This window comes from Sphingomonas sp. (assembly GCF_039595165.1).
In the GTDB taxonomy this organism is placed as follows: Bacteria; Pseudomonadota; Alphaproteobacteria; order Sphingomonadales; family Sphingomonadaceae; genus Sphingomonas.
On the sequence record NZ_JBCNMA010000072.1, the window covers coordinates 1 to 16,820 of the forward strand.

General features: G+C 67.8%; 12 protein-coding genes. 6 read left to right on the forward strand and 6 right to left on the reverse strand.

From position 1 onward, the window contains the following. Window positions 1–192: 192 nt before the first annotated feature. The 6 genes from ABDV68_RS12385 to ABDV68_RS12410 are packed head-to-tail and all read right to left on the reverse strand — an operon-like array spanning window position 193 to window position 6,782. On the reverse strand, window positions 193–1,686 hold the full coding sequence (locus ABDV68_RS12385) for an FAD-linked oxidase C-terminal domain-containing protein (RefSeq protein WP_343520302.1): 1,494 nt from the start codon (window positions 1,684–1,686) through the stop codon (window positions 193–195). A gap of 10 nt (window positions 1,687–1,696) precedes the next feature. Then, window positions 1,697–2,461, reverse strand: coding sequence for an SDR family NAD(P)-dependent oxidoreductase (locus ABDV68_RS12390; RefSeq protein WP_343520303.1), 765 nt, complete (start codon window positions 2,459–2,461; stop codon window positions 1,697–1,699). Next, window positions 2,458–3,597, reverse strand: a complete 1,140-nt coding sequence (gene lldD / locus ABDV68_RS12395; RefSeq protein ID WP_343520304.1) for an FMN-dependent L-lactate dehydrogenase LldD — start codon at window positions 3,595–3,597, stop codon at window positions 2,458–2,460. The genes ABDV68_RS12390 and lldD overlap by 4 nt, the downstream gene beginning before the upstream one ends. Further along, the gene (locus tag ABDV68_RS12400; protein WP_343520305.1) at window positions 3,594–4,943 is read right to left on the reverse strand and encodes a pectate lyase; all 1,350 of its coding nucleotides are present in this window, start codon (window positions 4,941–4,943) and stop codon (window positions 3,594–3,596) included. The genes lldD and ABDV68_RS12400 overlap by 4 nt, the downstream gene beginning before the upstream one ends. Before the next feature lie 13 nt (window positions 4,944–4,956). Further along, window positions 4,957–5,937 carry a TIM barrel protein gene (locus ABDV68_RS12405; RefSeq protein ID WP_343520306.1) on the reverse strand — a complete coding sequence of 327 codons (981 nt, stop codon included), beginning with the start codon at window positions 5,935–5,937 and terminating at the stop codon, window positions 4,957–4,959. A gap of 59 nt (window positions 5,938–5,996) precedes the next feature. Beyond that, on the reverse strand, window positions 5,997–6,782 hold the full coding sequence (locus tag ABDV68_RS12410) for a DeoR/GlpR family DNA-binding transcription regulator (protein ID WP_343520307.1): 786 nt from the start codon (window positions 6,780–6,782) through the stop codon (window positions 5,997–5,999). 320 nt (window positions 6,783–7,102) lie between these two features. Between ABDV68_RS12410 and ABDV68_RS12415 the strand changes: the two genes are divergently transcribed. From ABDV68_RS12415 to ABDV68_RS12440, 6 genes are all read left to right on the forward strand, one after another. After that, entirely contained in the window at window positions 7,103–7,870 is a 768-nt protein-coding gene (locus tag ABDV68_RS12415; RefSeq protein ID WP_343520314.1) for a transketolase, read from the forward strand. After that, window positions 7,867–8,823 carry a transketolase C-terminal domain-containing protein gene (locus ABDV68_RS12420; protein ID WP_343520308.1) on the forward strand — a complete coding sequence of 319 codons (957 nt, stop codon included), beginning with the start codon at window positions 7,867–7,869 and terminating at the stop codon, window positions 8,821–8,823. Before ABDV68_RS12415 ends, ABDV68_RS12420 begins: the two co-directional genes overlap by 4 nt. Further along, the gene (locus ABDV68_RS12425; RefSeq protein WP_343520309.1) at window positions 8,823–10,313 is read left to right on the forward strand and encodes an FGGY family carbohydrate kinase; all 1,491 of its coding nucleotides are present in this window, start codon (window positions 8,823–8,825) and stop codon (window positions 10,311–10,313) included. The genes ABDV68_RS12420 and ABDV68_RS12425 overlap by 1 nt, the downstream gene beginning before the upstream one ends. A 95-nt stretch (window positions 10,314–10,408) precedes the next feature. After that, complete coding sequence (locus tag ABDV68_RS12430) at window positions 10,409–13,471, forward strand: TonB-dependent receptor (protein ID WP_343520310.1); 3,063 nt, start codon at window positions 10,409–10,411, stop codon at window positions 13,469–13,471. A gap of 122 nt (window positions 13,472–13,593) precedes the next feature. After that, window positions 13,594–14,844: an MFS transporter gene (locus tag ABDV68_RS12435; protein ID WP_343520311.1), complete on the forward strand. Its 1,251-nt coding sequence runs from the start codon at window positions 13,594–13,596 to the stop codon at window positions 14,842–14,844. 37 nt (window positions 14,845–14,881) lie between these two features. Next, window positions 14,882–16,462 carry a DUF5060 domain-containing protein gene (locus tag ABDV68_RS12440; RefSeq protein ID WP_343520313.1) on the forward strand — a complete coding sequence of 527 codons (1,581 nt, stop codon included), beginning with the start codon at window positions 14,882–14,884 and terminating at the stop codon, window positions 16,460–16,462. Window positions 16,463–16,820 lie beyond the last annotated feature (358 nt).

Consider the following 16,820-nt stretch of genomic DNA (forward strand, 5'->3'; position numbering starts at 1 on the left):
ACCGCGCAGAGATCATCGATGTTGGCGGGCCGGATCATCGCACCACACTTTCGTCACCCCGGCCTCGTGCCGGGGTCCACCGGGCAGCGAGTGCCGGGGCTTGAAGCAGCGGGTAGTAGGCGCGGCGAAGTGGACCCCGGCACAAGGCCGGGGTGACGGTTGGGGTTGGGTTGAGGGCGGGAGAAGCAGCCATCAGAAGCGCGGGAGATCGGGGAACGGCATCTGGCCGCGATGGACATGCATCCGGCCGAGCTCGGCGCAGCGATGGAGTTCGGGGAACATCTTGCCGGGGTTGAGCAGCAGTTCGGGATCGAAGGCGCACTTCACCCGCTGCTGCTGCGCGAGGTCCTCCCTGGAGAACATCGTGTGCATCAGGTCGCGCTTCTCGACACCCACGCCATGCTCGCCCGTCAGCACGCCGCCGACCTCGACGCACAGCTTCAGGATATCCGCGCCGAACGCCTCGGCCTTTTCGAGCTGGCCGGGCTGGTTGGCGTCGTAGAGGATCAGCGGGTGGAGATTGCCGTCTCCCGCGTGGAACACGTTGATCACGCCGAGCCCGTACTGCTCCGACAGCTCGCGCATCCGCGTCAGCACCTCGGGCAGCCGCCGCCGCGGGATTGTGCCGTCCATGCAATAATAATCGGGCGACACCCGCCCCGCCGCCGGGAATGCCGCCTTGCGCCCGGCCCAGAACGCCACGCGCTCCGCCTCGTCCGCCGACGCGCGCACCGACACCGCGCCGTTCGCCCGCGCGATTCCCTCGACCTCGCCGGTCAGATGCCCGCACTCCGCGCCCGGACCGTCGAGCTCGACGATCAGCAACGCCTCGACATCCAGTGGATAGCCGACGTTCACGAAGGCCTCGGCGGCATGGATCGCCGGCCGATCCATCATCTCCATTCCCGCCGGGATGATCCCCGCGGCGATCACGTCGGCGACGCAGCGTCCGGCACCCTCGACATCGGGGAAGCCGATCAGCAGGGCCTTCGCGATCTCAGGCCGCGGCAGGATGCGCACGGTGACCTCGGTCACCACGCCCAACAAACCTTCAGACCCGACGATCAAGCCGAGCAGGTCGAGCCCCGCCGGCTCGAGCCCGCGCCCGCCGAGCCGAACCACCTCGCCCTCGATCGTCACCAGCTCGACGCCGAGCACGTTGTTGGTGGTGAGCCCGTACTTCAGACAATGCACCCCGCCCGAATTCTCGGCGACATTGCCGCCGATCGTGCAGGCGATCTGGCTCGACGGATCGGGGGCGTAATAGAAGCCCATGTCCTCGACCGCCCGCGTGATGGCGAGGTTGGTAACCCCCGGCTGCACCACCGCGACGCGATCTTCATAGTCGATGTCGAGCACGCGGTTGAACTTGGCCATGCCGAGCAGCACCCCGTCCGCCAGCGGCAGCGCACCGCCCGACAGCGAGGTGCCCGCGCCGCGCGGCACCACCTTCACCCGGTTGGCGTGGCACCAGCTCAGCACCGTGGCGACCTGTTCGACCGTCTCGGGCAGCACCACCACCAGCGGCACCTGGGCATAGGCGGTCAGCCCGTCGGACTCGTAGGGCCGTAGCGCCTCGGCGTCGTCGATCACCCCCTCGCCGGGGACGATCCTCCGCATCGCCGCCACGATCTCCGCCCGCCGCGCCAGCGTCGCGGCATCGGGGACGGGCATGACGAGCGACACGCGGAAAGTCCTATTGGAGGTTCACGAACGCGCCGCCGTCGACGAGCAGGGCGGCGCCGGTGACATAGGCCGCCATGTCCGAGGCGAGGAACACGATCGGGCCCGCCAGATCCTCGGACTCGCCGAGACGGCCGAGCGGGATGCGCGCGGTCATGCGGTCGCGCTTGTCCTGGTCGGCGAGATCCTCCTTGTTGATCTCGGTCAGGATCGTGCCGGGCAGCACCGAGTTGCAGCGGATGCCGTGCTTGCCGAGCGCGATCGCGGCCGACTGCATCAGCGAATGCACGCCCGCCTTGGTCGGGGTGTAATGCGTCTGGAACTCGCCGCCGACCAGCGCCGAGATCGACGAGACCGCGACGATCGCCCCGCCCTCGCCCTGCTTGACCATCTGGTTGGCCGCCGCCTGCACCATGTAATAGGCGCCGTGGAGGTTGACGCGGAAGGTGCGGTCGACCGTCTCGACCGGCATGTCCAGGAACGCGTGGAACGGACAGATGCCGGCGTTGGAGACCATCACGTCGACTCGGCCGAACGCCTCGACCGCCTTGTTCACGAAGTCCGTCGCGGTCTCCGGCAGCGCGACGTCGCCCTTCACCGCCAGGCCACGCTGGCCGAGCGCCTCGATCTCGGCGACGCACGACGCGGCCTTGTCGTCGCTCGAGGCATAGTTGATCGCGACGTTCGCGCCGTGCTGCGCCGCGCCGATCGCGGCCGCGCGGCCGATGCCGGTCGAGCCGCCGGTGACCAGCACGGTCTTGCCTTCGAGAAGCTTCATTTCCTGTCCTCGGCTAGGATCGAGCGGTCGATCGCTTCGATCCGGTTGACCCCGGTCAGCGTCATCGCGACCGTCATTTCCTTGGCGATCAGTTCGAGCAGCTTTGCCACGCCCGCCTCGCCCTGCGCCGCCAGCGCATAGACCCAGGCGCGCCCGAGCAGCACGCCCTTCGCGCCCAGCGCCAGCATCCGCACCACGTCGAGCCCGTTGCGCACGCCGCTATCGGCAAGGACCGTGAGCCGGTCGCCGACCGCATCGGCAATCGCCGGCAGCGCGCGCGCGCTCGACAGGACGCCGTCGAGCTGGCGCCCGCCATGGTTGGACACGACGATGCCGTTCGCGCCGATCGCCGCCGCCTCGCGCGCGTCCTCGGGATCGAGAATGCCCTTGATGATCAGCGGCCCGTCCCAGGCTTCGCGGATCCACTCGAGGTCTTTCCACTGGATCGACGGATCGAAATTGGCGCCGAGCCAGCCCATATAGTCGTTGAGCCCGCTGTCCTTGCCCAGCACCGGGAGCAGGTTGCCGAGCATGTGCGGCCGCCCCCACAGTCCCACGTCCCACGACCAGCCCGGCTTGCCCATCGCCTGCAGCACGCGGCGGAGCGGACCGTTGGGACCGGACATGCCCGAATGGGCATCGCGATAGCGCGCGCCCGGCACCGGCATGTCGACGGTGAACACCAACGCCGCCGCGCCCGCTGCCTTGGCCCGCGCGATCAGGTCCTTCATGAACGCACGGTCGCGCAGCACGTAGAGCTGGAACCAGAAAGGGTCGGCCGCCTGCGCGACTTCTTCGATCGAACAGATCGACACGGTCGAGAGGCAGGCCGGGATGCCCGCCGCCTTCGCCGCGCGCGCCGCCTGCAGCTCGCCGCGCCGCGCGTACATGCCGCTGATCCCGACCGGGCCGAGCGCGACGGGCAGCGCGACCTCGCGCCCGAACCAGCTGGTCCTGAGGTCGATGCTGGCGACGTCCTTGAGCACACGCTGGCGCAGCGCGATGCCGGCGAGATCGCTCACGTTGCGGCGCAGCGTCTCCTCGGCATAGGCGCCGCCATCGGCATAATCGAACAGGAAGCGCGGCAATCGCCGTCGTGCCGCCTCGCGGAAATCATTGGCGGAGGAGATGATCACGCAGCACCCTTCCCGGCGGCAAGCTCGTTCAGATATTCCTCGAGATTGCTGTAACCGTCCTTGTTGCGGTCGGCCGCGCCGTCGGCGCTGGCCGGGTCGAGCCCGCGCGCGCGCTCCCATGCATCGGGCATGCCGTCCTGGTCGCCATCGACGGGCGCGGTGCCTGAGCGCAGCGCCGGCCAACCGCCATCCTCAGCCTCGTTGTCGATGATCCGGCCGGTCCTGCTACGCACCCCGGCGACGATCTTGAGATCGACCGCATCGCGCACCAGCGACGCGCCGGCGCCCGCGAGCACGCGCTCGAACGCGCGCGGCGCGGGGTCAGCCGCGACCGCCCCGACATCGAGCGGCGTGCCGAGCCAATAGCCCGCCGGGATATTGCCCGTGACCAGCGTCTTCTGGTCCTTCGGCACCGCGCCGTTCATGCTGTTGCCCGACCAGAAGGCGCGGGCGAGCTGGTTCTGCTCCTCGAACGCGAAATTGCCCTTGCTGTCGGGCCCGGCGACATAGGCATTGTCGATGAAATTGTACTGGGCGTGAGTCGACACATCGTAATTATAGCCCGAGCGATCCTTGCCCCAATTGTAGAAGACGTTGGAGCGGAACTCGAACAGCGCGCCCTTGTCGTCCTCGCTCGGCAGCGAATAGTTGCCCGGGCGCGGCATGCGGTCGAGATGGTTGGCCCAGAGATTGTGGTGCCAGCTGATCTTCGCGCCCTTCGCCGCGCGGATCAGGCTGCCGAAGCCATGATCGCCCTTGTCGTGGTTCGAATGGCGCAGCGAATTGGCGATGATCGACCATTGCACGGTGAGGTCCCACACCCCGTCGCCGGGCTTGTCGTAGTGCGTCGAGGCCGACAGCGTCTCGTCGATCGACCAGCTCGCCGAGACATGGTCGAGGATGATCCGCCGCCCCTTGGTGATGGTGATCGCGTCCTGCTGCGTGCCCGAGGCGGCACCGAGCCGGCCGCGGATATAGCGCACCACCACATCGTTCGCGGCGATGTTGAGCGAGCGGTCGCGGATCGTGATGCCGTCGCCCGGCGCGGTCTGACCGGCGATCGTCAGCCGCCCGTTGGTCACGACGATGTCGGTCTTGAGCGCGATCGTGCCCGAGACGTTGAACACCACCGTACGCGGGCGTTCCGCCTCGAGCGCCGCGCGCAGGCTGCCCGGGCCGGAGTCGTTGAGGTTCGTGACCGCGATCACCCGCCCGCCGCGCCCGCCCTCGGAGAAGCGCCCAGCGCCCTCCGCGCCGGGGAACGCCGGAACCTTGGGGATCTCGCTCTGCGCGAGCGCCGGGCCGGCGAGTGCGACCATGGCGGTCGCAGCGGTGCGAAGGATCATCGCGGCCACCCGGTCAGAAGGAGGTGAACAAGGCTTCGCGCGCCAGGCGCAGCGCGGTCACCGCGTCCTGCCGGTCCTGCGCATCCTGCATCGCTTCAAAATCGAGCTTGTCGAGCGCGCGCTCGATGCCCTTGAGGAAGCTGATCGCACCGTTGGCAACGGCGACGCTGTCTTCGCGGAACGGGAACTGGTCGAGCTGCCACACGCCCTCCCACTTGTTCTTGCGCAGCGTGTAGAAGAATTCGAACAGCTCGATCGGGTGGACGCTGCCGGCCATCAAATCGTCGTCCCAGCCGCGGAAATTGTCGTTCACGTCCATGCCGAACAGCCGGCCATGGTCGATCGCGAGCTGCGCCGAATCCGCCGGGCTCTCGCCGCCGTACAGCGCATGGCCGAAGTCGAGCAGGATGCCGACATTGGGCAGCCCCATCCGCTCGATCCCGAGCAAGGTGCGCGACACGCTGTCGTAGCTCATGTGGCAGCGCGGCTCGCGCGGCTTGTACTCGATGACGAATTTGAGGTCGGGATTCTGGCTGGCGAGCTCGCCGATGCCCTCCACACTCATCTGCCACAGCTTCTTGTGGTCGACCTGGAACGGATAGTCCCACCCGTCCTGCCCCGGCCACAATTTCACATAGTCCGCACCGAAGCGGCGCACGACATTGGCGGCGTCGTTGCACATCTCGTTGGCGAGGCGGCGGATGCCGGCGTCGGGGTTGGTGAATGCCCCCTTGGCGAACTGGCGCGTGTAGATCTCGGGCGTGATGCCGATCACCGAGAGATTGTTGCGCTTGAGCGCCTCGTCGACCGTGTCGAGCGACAGGCTCGCATCGACGAAGGGATAGTTGATGTCGACCACCGACAAGTCATCGACTTGCCCGGCGAGATCGATCATCTCGATCAGCGAGCGCGCGGGGCCATAGCCGTCGGTCGCATAGCGATCGACGAAGGTCGCGAAGTGCCAGATGCCGGCGCCGTACTTCTGATTGCTCACGGTTCGATCCTCATCCCAGTGGTTTGGAGGCGTGCGCACGCGCGGCACGCCGGAAAGCTTCAGGCGACCAGCACCTCCACGCCAGCCGCCTCGATCGCGGCGCGGTCCTCGTCGCGGATGGCGCTGTCGGTGACGAGCAGATGGACCAGCTCGATCCCGCCCAGCGCGCTGAACGAGCGCAGCCCGATCTTGCTCGAATCGGCGACGAGGATGACTCGCTCCGCCGCTTCGATCATCGCGCGCTTGACCGGAATGTCGGACAGCGCCGGATAGGTGAGCCCCGCCTCCAGATCGAGCGCCGCGGTCGCCAGGAACAGCTTCTGCACGAACAGCCCGCGGAAATAGTCGGCCGAGCGGTCGCCCGACAGCGACAGCGTCGGCGCCTTGAAATGGCCGCCGGTCATATGGACCTCGAACCCGGGTTCGGCGCCGAGCATCAGCGCGATGTTGAGCGCGTTGGTGATCACGGTCATGTCGCGCCGCCCGGTGAGCTGCGCCGCGACCTCGGTGGTGGTCGAGCCCGAATCGAGGATGATCGTCTCGCCGTCGCCGACCAGCGCCGCCGCGGCGCGGCCGATGCGCTGCTTGGCCTCCATGTTCTCGTGGTGCTGCAGCGCCATCGCACGCACCTGCTGAGTCACCGACTTGAGGAACGCGCCGCCATGCTCGCGCACGATGTGCCCGTCGGTCTCGAGCTTTTCGAGATCCTGGCGCACCGTCACCTCGGACACCCCGAACGCCTCGGCCAGGCTGCGCACGCGCGCGCTGCCTTCTTCCTGGAGCCATTCGAGGATCTTGCTTCGGCGAGCCTCGCCGAGCATCCGGGCGCGTCGTTCGCCGCTCACGATCTCGACATTCCCGCTCCTGGATCCCTGTGGTTGACGCCGCTGGAGACCCTGCCGGCGCATCTTCTCCTAGCCCCGGCTTTGATATCTTGTCAATTTCGCTGCGGCTCGATAGAAAACGAAGATAATCGAAACTTCGAATGATATCCATATAATATGACTATTGTTGCGTTTGGTTTCAACATCCGCTATCCGGCGGTCAGGAGAGGTGAATGAGCTCAGTCAGGCTGGAGAGTCGCGACGCCGCCGCGCGTACGCTGGAGGTGCGCGCTACGCACGTCCGCGAGCGCGCGAATTGGATGCGCCGCCGCCTCCTCCGCATGATCGTCGAAGCGGGCCAGGGTCATCCCGGCGGCGATCTTTCGTCCGCAGATGTGCTCGCCGTCCTTTACTTCGATATTCTTCGTATCAACGCGTCCTCCCCTGCCGCCCCGGACCGCGACCGTTTCGTGATGAGCAAAGGTCATTGTACTGGCGCGCTCTACACGGCGCTGGCCGGGGCGGGCTTCTTCCCGGAGGAGGAGCTGGACACGTATCTGAAGCCCGAGTCGCGGCTCAACGGCCATCCCAACCGCACCTATCTGCCCGGGGTCGAGACCAATACCGGCCCGCTCGGCCACGGCCTGCCGGTCGCGGTCGGCATCGCCGTCGCGGGGCAGATCGACAAGGCGGACTATCGCGTCTTCGCGCTCACCGGCGACGGCGAGCTGCAGGAGGGCAGCATGTGGGAAGCGGCGATGTTCGCCGGCCATCGCGGTCTCGGCAACCTCACCGTGATCGTCGACCGCAACCGCCTGCAGCAGGGCGCGAAGACCGAGGACACCAATGGTCTCGAGCCGCTCGCCGACAAGTGGCGCGCGTTCGGCTGGGAGGTCGTGGGGGTCGATGGCCATGACCATGCCGCCTTGCTCGAGACCTTCGACCGCGCCGCCGAGCCGCGCACCAAGCCGCTCGTGATCATCGCCGACACGCACAAGGGCCAGGGCGTCAGCTTCATGCGCGACCAGGCCGGCTGGCACCACGGCGTGCCCAACCCCGAGCAATACGCCCAGGCGATTGCCGAACTCGAAGCGGAGATGGACAAGTGAAGGACGTCGCAGCCACCGGCATGTTCGACTGCCGCGACGCCTATGTGCGCACCGTCGAGGAGCTTGCCGCCAATGACGATCGCATCGTCACGGTGGTCAACGACTCGGTCGGCTCGTCCAAGCTCGGCAAGTTCCGCGAGCGCTTCCCCGATCGCCTGATCAATGTCGGCATCGCCGAGCAGAACATGGTCGGCGTCGGCGCCGGCCTGGCGAACGGCGGCAAGATCCCGTTCGTCAGCGGCGCCGGCTGCTTCCTCACCGCGCGCGCGATGGAGCAGGTCAAGGTCGATTGCGCCTATAGCCAGCAGAATGTGAAGCTGTGCGGCATCTCCTCGGGCGTCGCTTATGGCGAGCTCGGCGCGACGCATCACAGCATCGAGGACGTCGCCTGGCTGCGCGCGATCGACAAGCTCACCGTGATCGTACCCGCCGACCCGTGGGAGACCGCCGAGGCGATCAAGGCCGCCGCCGCGCATGACGGCCCGGTGTACATCAAGATCAGCCGCATGCCGGTGCCGCAGCTCGAACGCCCCGCCGGCGCGGCCTTCGCGATCGGCAAGGGCGAGGTGCTGCGCGAGGGCGGCGACATCGCCATCGTCAGCAACGGCACGCTCGTCCACCGCGCGCTCGCCGCCGCCGAAACCTTGGCCGCCGAGGGCATCGCCGCGCGCGTGATCAACCTCGCGACCGTGTCGCCGCTTGACACCGATATCATCGCCGCCGCCGCGCAGACCGGCGCGATCGTGACGGCCGAAGAAGGGCTGGCCCATGGCGGCCTCGGCGGCGCGATCGCCGAATATTGCGCGCAGCATGATCCCGTGCGGATGCGCATGCTCGGCTTCCCCGGCTTCCTGCCGACCGGCTCCGCATCGTGGCTGATGGAGCGTTTCGGCCTCACCGCCGGCGGCATCGCCGCCGCCGCGCGCGAGCTGCTGGGAACGAAGGCCGCCTGATGTCCGGTGCGGTCATCCTCGCCATCGACCAGGGCACGACCAACACCAAGGCGCTGCTCGTCGCGCCCGACGGATCGGTGTTGGCCTCGCGCTCGCGGTCGATGCAGGTGACCTATCCGCAGCCCGGCTGGGCCGAGCAGTCGGCGTCGGATATCTGGGAAGCGGTCGCCGCGCTGATCGCCGAGCTCGTCGCCGCGGCACCGGGCAGCGAGATCGCCGCGCTGGCTATCTCCAACCAGCGCGAGACGGTGGTGCTTTGGGAAGCGGCGACCGGCCGCCCGCTCGCCCCTGCGGTGATCTGGCAATGCGCGCGCTCGGCCGACCGCTGCGCCGCGCTGCGCGCCGCCGGGCTGCGGGACGAGATCGCCGCACGCAGCGGGCTCGGCATCGACCCGCTCTTCCCCGCCGCCAAGATCGCCTGGCTGCTCGACTCGATCCCCGGCGCGCGCGACCGCGCGGCGGCGGGCGAGATCAAGGCCGGCACGATCGACAGCTGGCTGTTGTGGAACCTCACCGGCGGCCAGGTCCATGCGACCGACCACGGCAACGCCTCGCGCACGCAGCTGTTCAACCTCGACACGCTCGACTGGGACCCCGAGCTCGCGCGCATCTTCGACGTGCCGCTCGGCATCCTGCCGCGCATCGCACCGTCGGACAGCGGCTTCGGCGCGGTCGCGCCGGGGCTCACCGCGCTGCCCCCGGGCACACCGGTGCAGGTACTGCTCGGCGACAGCCATGCCGCCTTGTACGCGCACGGCATCCATGCCCCCGGCCGGGTCAAGGCGACGATCGGCACTGGCAGCTCGCTGATGGCGGCGACCGACGGCCGCGTGCGCTCGTCGCACGGGCTCTCCAGCACGATCGCGTGGAGCCGCGCCAGCGGCGGCGCGCAGCACGCGATCGAAGGCAACATCTCGGTCTCCGGCCACGCCGCGGCGTTCGCGACCGCGCTGCTCGGTCTGCCCGACGAGCAAGCGCTCACCGATCTCGCCGCGAGCGTCCAGGACAGCGCGGGCGTGGTGTTCGTCCCCGCGCTCGCTGGCCTCGGCGCGCCGCACTGGCAGACCGGGGCGCGCGGCACGCTCAGCGGCATGACGCTCGCCACCCGCCCGGCGCATGTCGCCCGCGCCACGCTCGAGGCGATCGCGCTGCAGATCGGCGACGTGCTCGACGCGATCGCCGCGGATCTCGGCATCGACCTGCCCGAGCTGTCGATCGACGGCGGCGCGGCGCGCAATCCGCTGCTCGCGCAGTTCCTCGCCGATTTGACCGGCCGCGCCATCGCCCGGCCCGAGATCGCCGAAGCGAGCGCGCTCGGCGTGGCGCGCATGGCGGCCGAAGCGCTCGGCCTCGCCGGCGCGGGCGCTGCGGCCTCGGCCGATCGCTTCGAACCGCAGCTCGCGTCCGGCGCGCGCGACGCGATCCGCGACAACTGGCGCGAAAGCGTGGCCGATGTGGTCGCCCGCGCGAACCGGGCGCCGCCCGGCTGAAGCCAAGGAACAACGAAGAGAGGCGGCAAACGCCCATGGACTGGGGCCCGACCCAAGGCCCGATCAGGACACAACACAAGGGAAGGAGTGGGGAAATGAAAGTTGCATCTCTCAAGTCATCGCGTGGCGTCCGCACCGGATTGCTGCTGACCGGCGCCAGCGCGCTGACCCTGTTCGCGGCGACCGCGGCACAGGCGCAGGAGGCCGAAGCCGCCGCGCCCGTCGCCCAGACGCCCGCGGAGCAGGCGGCCGAGGCCGAGACCACCGAGCAGGACGTCGTCGTCACCGGCAGCCGCATCCGCAGCCCGACGCTGACGTCGCCGTCGCCGATCCAGGTGGTCACCGCGCAGGACATCGAGAACCGCGGTTCGATCGATATCCAGGAAGTACTTCAGCAGAACCCCGCCGTCGGCTCGGCGGGCGCCAGCCGCACGACCAGCACGTTCGGCACTGGTCCGGGCCGCGCGACCGTCGATCTGCGCGGCCTCGGGCCGTCGCGCACGCTCGTCCTCATCGACGGCCGCCGCACCGTGGCCGGTTCGCCGGGCTCGAGCGTCGTCGACCTCGCGATGATCCCGGCCTCGTTCGTCGAGCGCGTCGACGTGCTGACCGGCGGCGCTTCGGCGGTCTACGGCTCGGACGCGATCGCGGGCGTCGTCAACTTCATCTACAAGAAGGACTTCGAGGGCTTCCGGTTCAACACCCAGGCCGGCATCTCGGAGCGCGGCGACGACGACAATTATTCGGCCAACGTCACCTTCGGCCGCAACTTCGCCAACGGCGACGGCAACCTGCTGCTCTTCGCCGGCTGGCAGCGCGAGGGCACCGTCCTCAACACCGCGCGCGACTGGGCGGCCCGTGACTATGTCAGCCTCGGCACCACGCAGCGCGTCGGCACGCCCAGCGACGTCAACCTGACCGCGGCGAAGAACCTGTTCGTGCCGCTCTACTCGCCGTCGAACGTCGGCCCGGCCGGCGCCTTCTCGATCGCGGGCTCGGGCAACCGCATCATCAATCCGGATGGGTCGGTGCGCGCCTACAATGCCGCGACCGACGGCTTCAACCGCGCGCAATATGGCGCGATCGCCTCGCCGGTCGAGCGGCTGACCTTCGCCGTGCGCACCAACTACGACGTGTCGGACAAGGTCAACGTCTTCGTCGAGGGCACCTACAACCGCGTCGACACCAAGGGCTTCCTCGAGGCGTCGCCGCTCCGCACCGACGGCGCGCTCGGCGCGTTCAACGCGCCCGGCAACGCCAACGGCTATTTCAACATCGAGCATCGCGTGTTCCGTCCCGACGGCACCTCGGTGATCCTGCGCAACCCGTACGTGTCCGACGCGGTCTACAACGCCGCCAACGACCGTACCGGGGACGGACTCAAGGACATCAGCTTCCTGATCCGCACCACCATGTTCCCGCCGGGAACGCGCTCGGTGACCACGCAGCGCGACAATTTCCGCATCGCGGTCGGCGGCGACATCGACCTCGGCGGCGGCTGGAACCTCGACGCCTATTACAGCTACGGCTCGACCCGTTCCGACACGACGATGACGGGCCTCGCCAACCTCTACAACGTCGCGAACGCCGTCCAGGTCGTTCCCGACATCAACGACGTCAATCGCAACGGCAGCACGACGGACGCGATCTGTCTCGACGCCAATGCGCGCGCGTCGGGCTGCGTGCCGATGAACGTCTTCGGTCTCAATCCCGACGGCTCGAGCAAGATCAGCGCGGAGGCGATCAACTATGTGAAGGCTAGCTATCAGGCGCACGCCTTCCAGGACATGCATGCCGCCGCGCTCAACCTCTCGGGCACGCTGTTCCAGCTTCCGGGCGGTCCCGTGCAGGTCGCCGCGGGCCTCGAGTATCGCGAGGAGTCGAGCAGCGATACGTTCGATCCGCTGACCAACCAGGCGCGCAACGGATATACCCAGGCAACCGACACGGTCGGCAACTTCAGCGTCAAGGAAGCCTATGGCGAAATCGTCGTTCCCGTTCTCGCCAACGTGCCGTTCTTCCACAACCTGACGCTGCGCGGCGCGGCGCGAATCTCCGACTATTCCACGGTCGGCAGCTTCTGGGCCTATAATGGCGGCGTCGAATGGTCGCCGGTGCCGGACGTCCGCATCCGCGGCGTCTATGCCCATGCCGTGCGCGCGCCGAACATCGGCGAGCTGTTCGAGGCGCCCCAGGCGGGTATCATCTCGATCACCGATCCGTGCCAAGGCGTGACGCTCACCAGCACCGGCACGCTGGCCGAGAATTGCCGCGCGGACCCGGGCGTGCTCGCCAACATCCAGACGAACGGCTCGTTCACGCTGACCGTGCCCGATCAGCAGGGCGTCGGCAGCGTCACCGCCCCGAACCCGAACATCCAGGAGGAAACCGCCACCACCTATACGCTGGGCGTGGTGATCAATCCGGTGTCGATCGATGCGCTGCGCGGGCTGACCTTCACCGCGGATTATTTCAACATCGAGCTCAAGGATGCGATCAGCCGCATCTCGCAGTCGACGGTGCTCAACAAGTGCTACACGCAGGGCATCTCCGACTTCTGCCAGTTCGTCACCCGCCGCTCGACCGCGAGCGGTGCGTTCAGCGCAGGCTCGGTCGAGCAGGTCGTCCGCGCGCTGGTCAACAGCGGCGGCAGCAAGACCGAAGGCCTCGACTTCACCTTGTCCTACACGATGCGCGCGTTCGGCGGCCAGGCCAATCTCTCGACCTCGTGGACGCACCTGCTGGCGCGTGGCAGCACGCCGCTTGCGGGCGACGCGTTCGACAATTCGAAGGGCGAACTCGGCTCGCCCGAGGATGCCGCGAATGCGAGCCTGAGCTGGGACAACGACACGGTCGGCTTCACCGTCAGCGCCGAATATATCGGCCCGCAATATCTGGACTATGAGAACTTCCAGACGCGCTACGTGCTCGCCGACGGGTCGCTGCCCGACAAGAAGTATTTCCGCATCGACAGCGTGATCTACACCGACGCGCAGGTCCGCTTCAAAGTCATGGAAGAGATGCAGTTCTTCGTCGGCGTGAAGAACCTGTTCGACGTCGACCGGCCGCCGCTGTTCACCGGCGTCGCGGGCAACATCAACGGCCAGTACGATCCGATCGGCCGTCGCTTCTACGCGGGCGCCCGCCTCAAGTTCTGACGGAGCACCCCTTGGACGGGGGAGGCAGCGGCCTCCCCCGTCGCCTTGTTTTTCGAGATTTCGCTGAAGCCGCAGCGCAGACATAACGGCCAGGCCACACCAATCCGGGGAGAGACAAGCCCATGAGCACCGCAGCTGCAGACCGCGAGGACTGGAAGAACACCATCCTTGCCGGACTCGCCAACTATATCGATGCCGGTTCGATCGTCGCAGGCGCCGCCGCGCTGGCGCTGTGGGTCGAGGCCTATCACCTCAGCACCGACCTGGTCGGCATGATCGGCGCATTCGGCCCCAACGCGATCGCCGCCGGCATCGGCGCGCTGATCGGCGGACGGCTGTGCGACCTGTTCGGCCGCAAGAAGATCTACCAGTACGACATGCTGTTCTACGCGTTCGGCATGCTGTGGCTGGTCTTCGCGGTGAACGCGTGGATGGTCGTGATCGGCTTCTTCCTCGTCGGCCTCGCGGTCGGCGCCGACATCCCCGCCTCCTGGTCGCTGATCGCCGAGATGGCGCCCGACGACAAGCGCGGCAAGCACAGCGGCGTCGCGCAGGTGCTGTGGTATCTTGGCCCGGTCGTCGTGCTGCTGCTGTTCCTCGCGCTCGAGCCGCTCGGCATGCTCGGCGCGCGCATCGTCTTCGCGCACCTCGCCATCCTCGCCGTCGCGCTCACCTTCCTGCGCTCGCGCATGCACGAATCGCAGCGTTGGGTGGAAGCGCAGAAGAGCGGCGAGACCGAGAAGCGCGGCCGCTGGCAGGACCTGTTCACCCGCCAGCATATCGGGTCGATGGCGTTCCTCGCCGGCATGTATCTGTTCTGGAACCTGTGGGCCGGCACCAACGGCTTCTTCTTCCCATACATCCTGCGCACCGTCGGCGACCAGAGCCAGGCGATGTCGGTGGCGATCCAGGCGCTGTCGTTCCTGCTCGGCATGGCCTCGATCTTCTTCATCTTCATGAAGCTCTCGGACAAGGTGAACCAGCGGCTGCTGTTCGGCATCTCCGCCGTCACCCAGGTCATCGGCATGGCGCTGCTCGCGCTCTTCCCGCTCACCTTGCCGCTCGCGATCATCCACGTCTTCCTGATGTCGGTCGGCGGCGGGTTCGGCGCGCAGAGCTTCTTTCAGCTGTGGAGCTCGGAGATGTTCCCCACCGCGCTGCGCGCCACCGCGCAGGGCGTGATGTTCGCGATCGTGCGCATCGCGCTCGGCGTGTTCAGCTTCTTCGTGCCGTGGCTCACCGCGACCGGCTTCACCACGCTGGCCTGGATCCTGGTCGGCTTCCTCGCGATCAGCGGCGTGATCGGCTTCGTCTGGGCGCCGCGCAACGAGGGCAAGTCCCTGGAGCAGCTCGAGGCCGAGCGTGCGGCATGACCGCGCGCTCCACCATCCATAACGAAGGGAGAGTCCAGTGAGCGTATCGCGACGCCAGATGCTGAAGAGCGGCCTGATCGCCGCCGGCGCCGCCGCCACCCCCGCGCTCGCACAGCGCGGCGAGGCCCAGCGCGCCGAGCGCTGGGGCGTGCACGAGCTGGTGTTCGAAGGGCCCGCGACCGGCAACCCGTTCATCGACGTCGAGCTCGCCGCGGTGTTCAAGGGCGCGGGCAGGACGATCCGCGTCCCCGGCTTCTACGACGGCAAAGGCACCTACCGCGTCCGCTTCAGCCCGCCCGAGCTCGGCGCGTGGAGCTGGGAGACGGAAAGCAGCGCGAGCGAGCTGGCGCACAAGCGCGGCCGCTTCGAATGCGTCGCGCCGACCGCCGGCAACCACGGTCCGGTCCGCGTTACCAGCGACGGCTATCACTTCGCTTATGCCGACGGCACGCCGTTCCGCCAGATCGGCACGACCTGCTACAGCTGGGCGCTCCAGTCCGACGCCAAATGCGCGCAGACGCTGGAAACGCTCAGGACCGCGCCGTTCAACAAGATGCGGATGCTGGTCTTCCCGAACGTGGAGTCGGTCGCGACCAATCCGTTCGCCCGCACCGGCCAGGGGCCGCGCGACTGGGACGCGACGCGCTTCGATCCCGATTATTTCCGCCGCTACGAGGATCGCATCCTGCGCCTCGGCGCGCTCGGCATCGAGGCCGACGTCATCCTGTTCCACCCCTATGACGAGAAGCGCGGCTACAACGACATGAAGCGCGCCGACGACGAGCGCTACATCCGCTACGCCGCCGCGCGCTGGGGCGCGTACCGCAACGTCTGGTGGTCGATGGCCAACGAGTACGACGCGGTAAAGACCAAGACGATGGACGACTGGGACCATCTCTTCCAGGTCCTGGTCGCCGCCGATCCGCACGACCGGCTGCGCTCGATCCACCAGATCAACACCTATTACGACCACCGCAAGCCGTGGATCACCCATGCCAGCGTCCAGAACGGCGCCGCGGTGCTCGACGACCTGCGCGCCGAGCTGCACCGCGCGATGACGCTGAAGCCGGTGGTGTTCGACGAGGTCGTCTACGAAGGCAATTCGGACAAGCGCTGGGGCAATCTCGACGGCCAGGGCATGGTCGAGCGCTTCTGGTGGGGGCTGATCGGCGGGACGTATGTGGGCCACAGCGAGACCTACGATCCCAAGCAGAATCCCGACTTCTCGTGGCTCGGCCAAGGCGGGGTGCTCAAGGGCACCAGCGCGCCGCGCCTCGCCTTCCTGCGCAAGATCATGGAGGAAGGCCCGGCGCCGGGCATCGACGCGATCCAGCCATGGTGGAACTATCATCTCGGCGGCAAGCCGCACGAATATTACCTCAAATATTTCGGCACGCAGACGCCGACCGAGTGGAAGGTCGTGCTGCCGGGCCGCGGCGGCGATCCCAAGAACACCTTCCGTATCGATATCATCGACACCTGGAACATGACCATCACCCCGGTCGATGGCGTGTTCCGCATGCGGCAGAAGGACGATTACGACGTGCATGATCCGGCGCGGCCCACCATCGCCCTGCCGGGCAAGCCCTATATCGCGATCCGGCTGGTCAAGGTCTGAGGTTTCACGAGACCCCCTCTCGGGGTGGCTAGAACTGCGGCTGCGGCGAACCCTCGCCGTGGCCGCTTTTTTTGCGCAAGTGATCAATAGGTGAGGTTCGTGCCTCCTCCCCCTCCCCTTGAGGGACAGGGCAATCGCATATGGCGTCTGGGTCCGGCGGCGGCGTCAGGGAATGCGAGAGGCTTCGCGGGCTGGAACTTTGCACTGACTTTACACTATCGCGCATTCGCGCGGAGTTGACGAAGTTGACAGACTCAACAGGTTCGCGCGGCGGGGGGGGGGGGGGCGGCGGGGGCGGCGGATGAGGGGGATTTCAAAATTGTAAAGGGGAAGAAGGAGGCCAGCATGATCCGAGCGG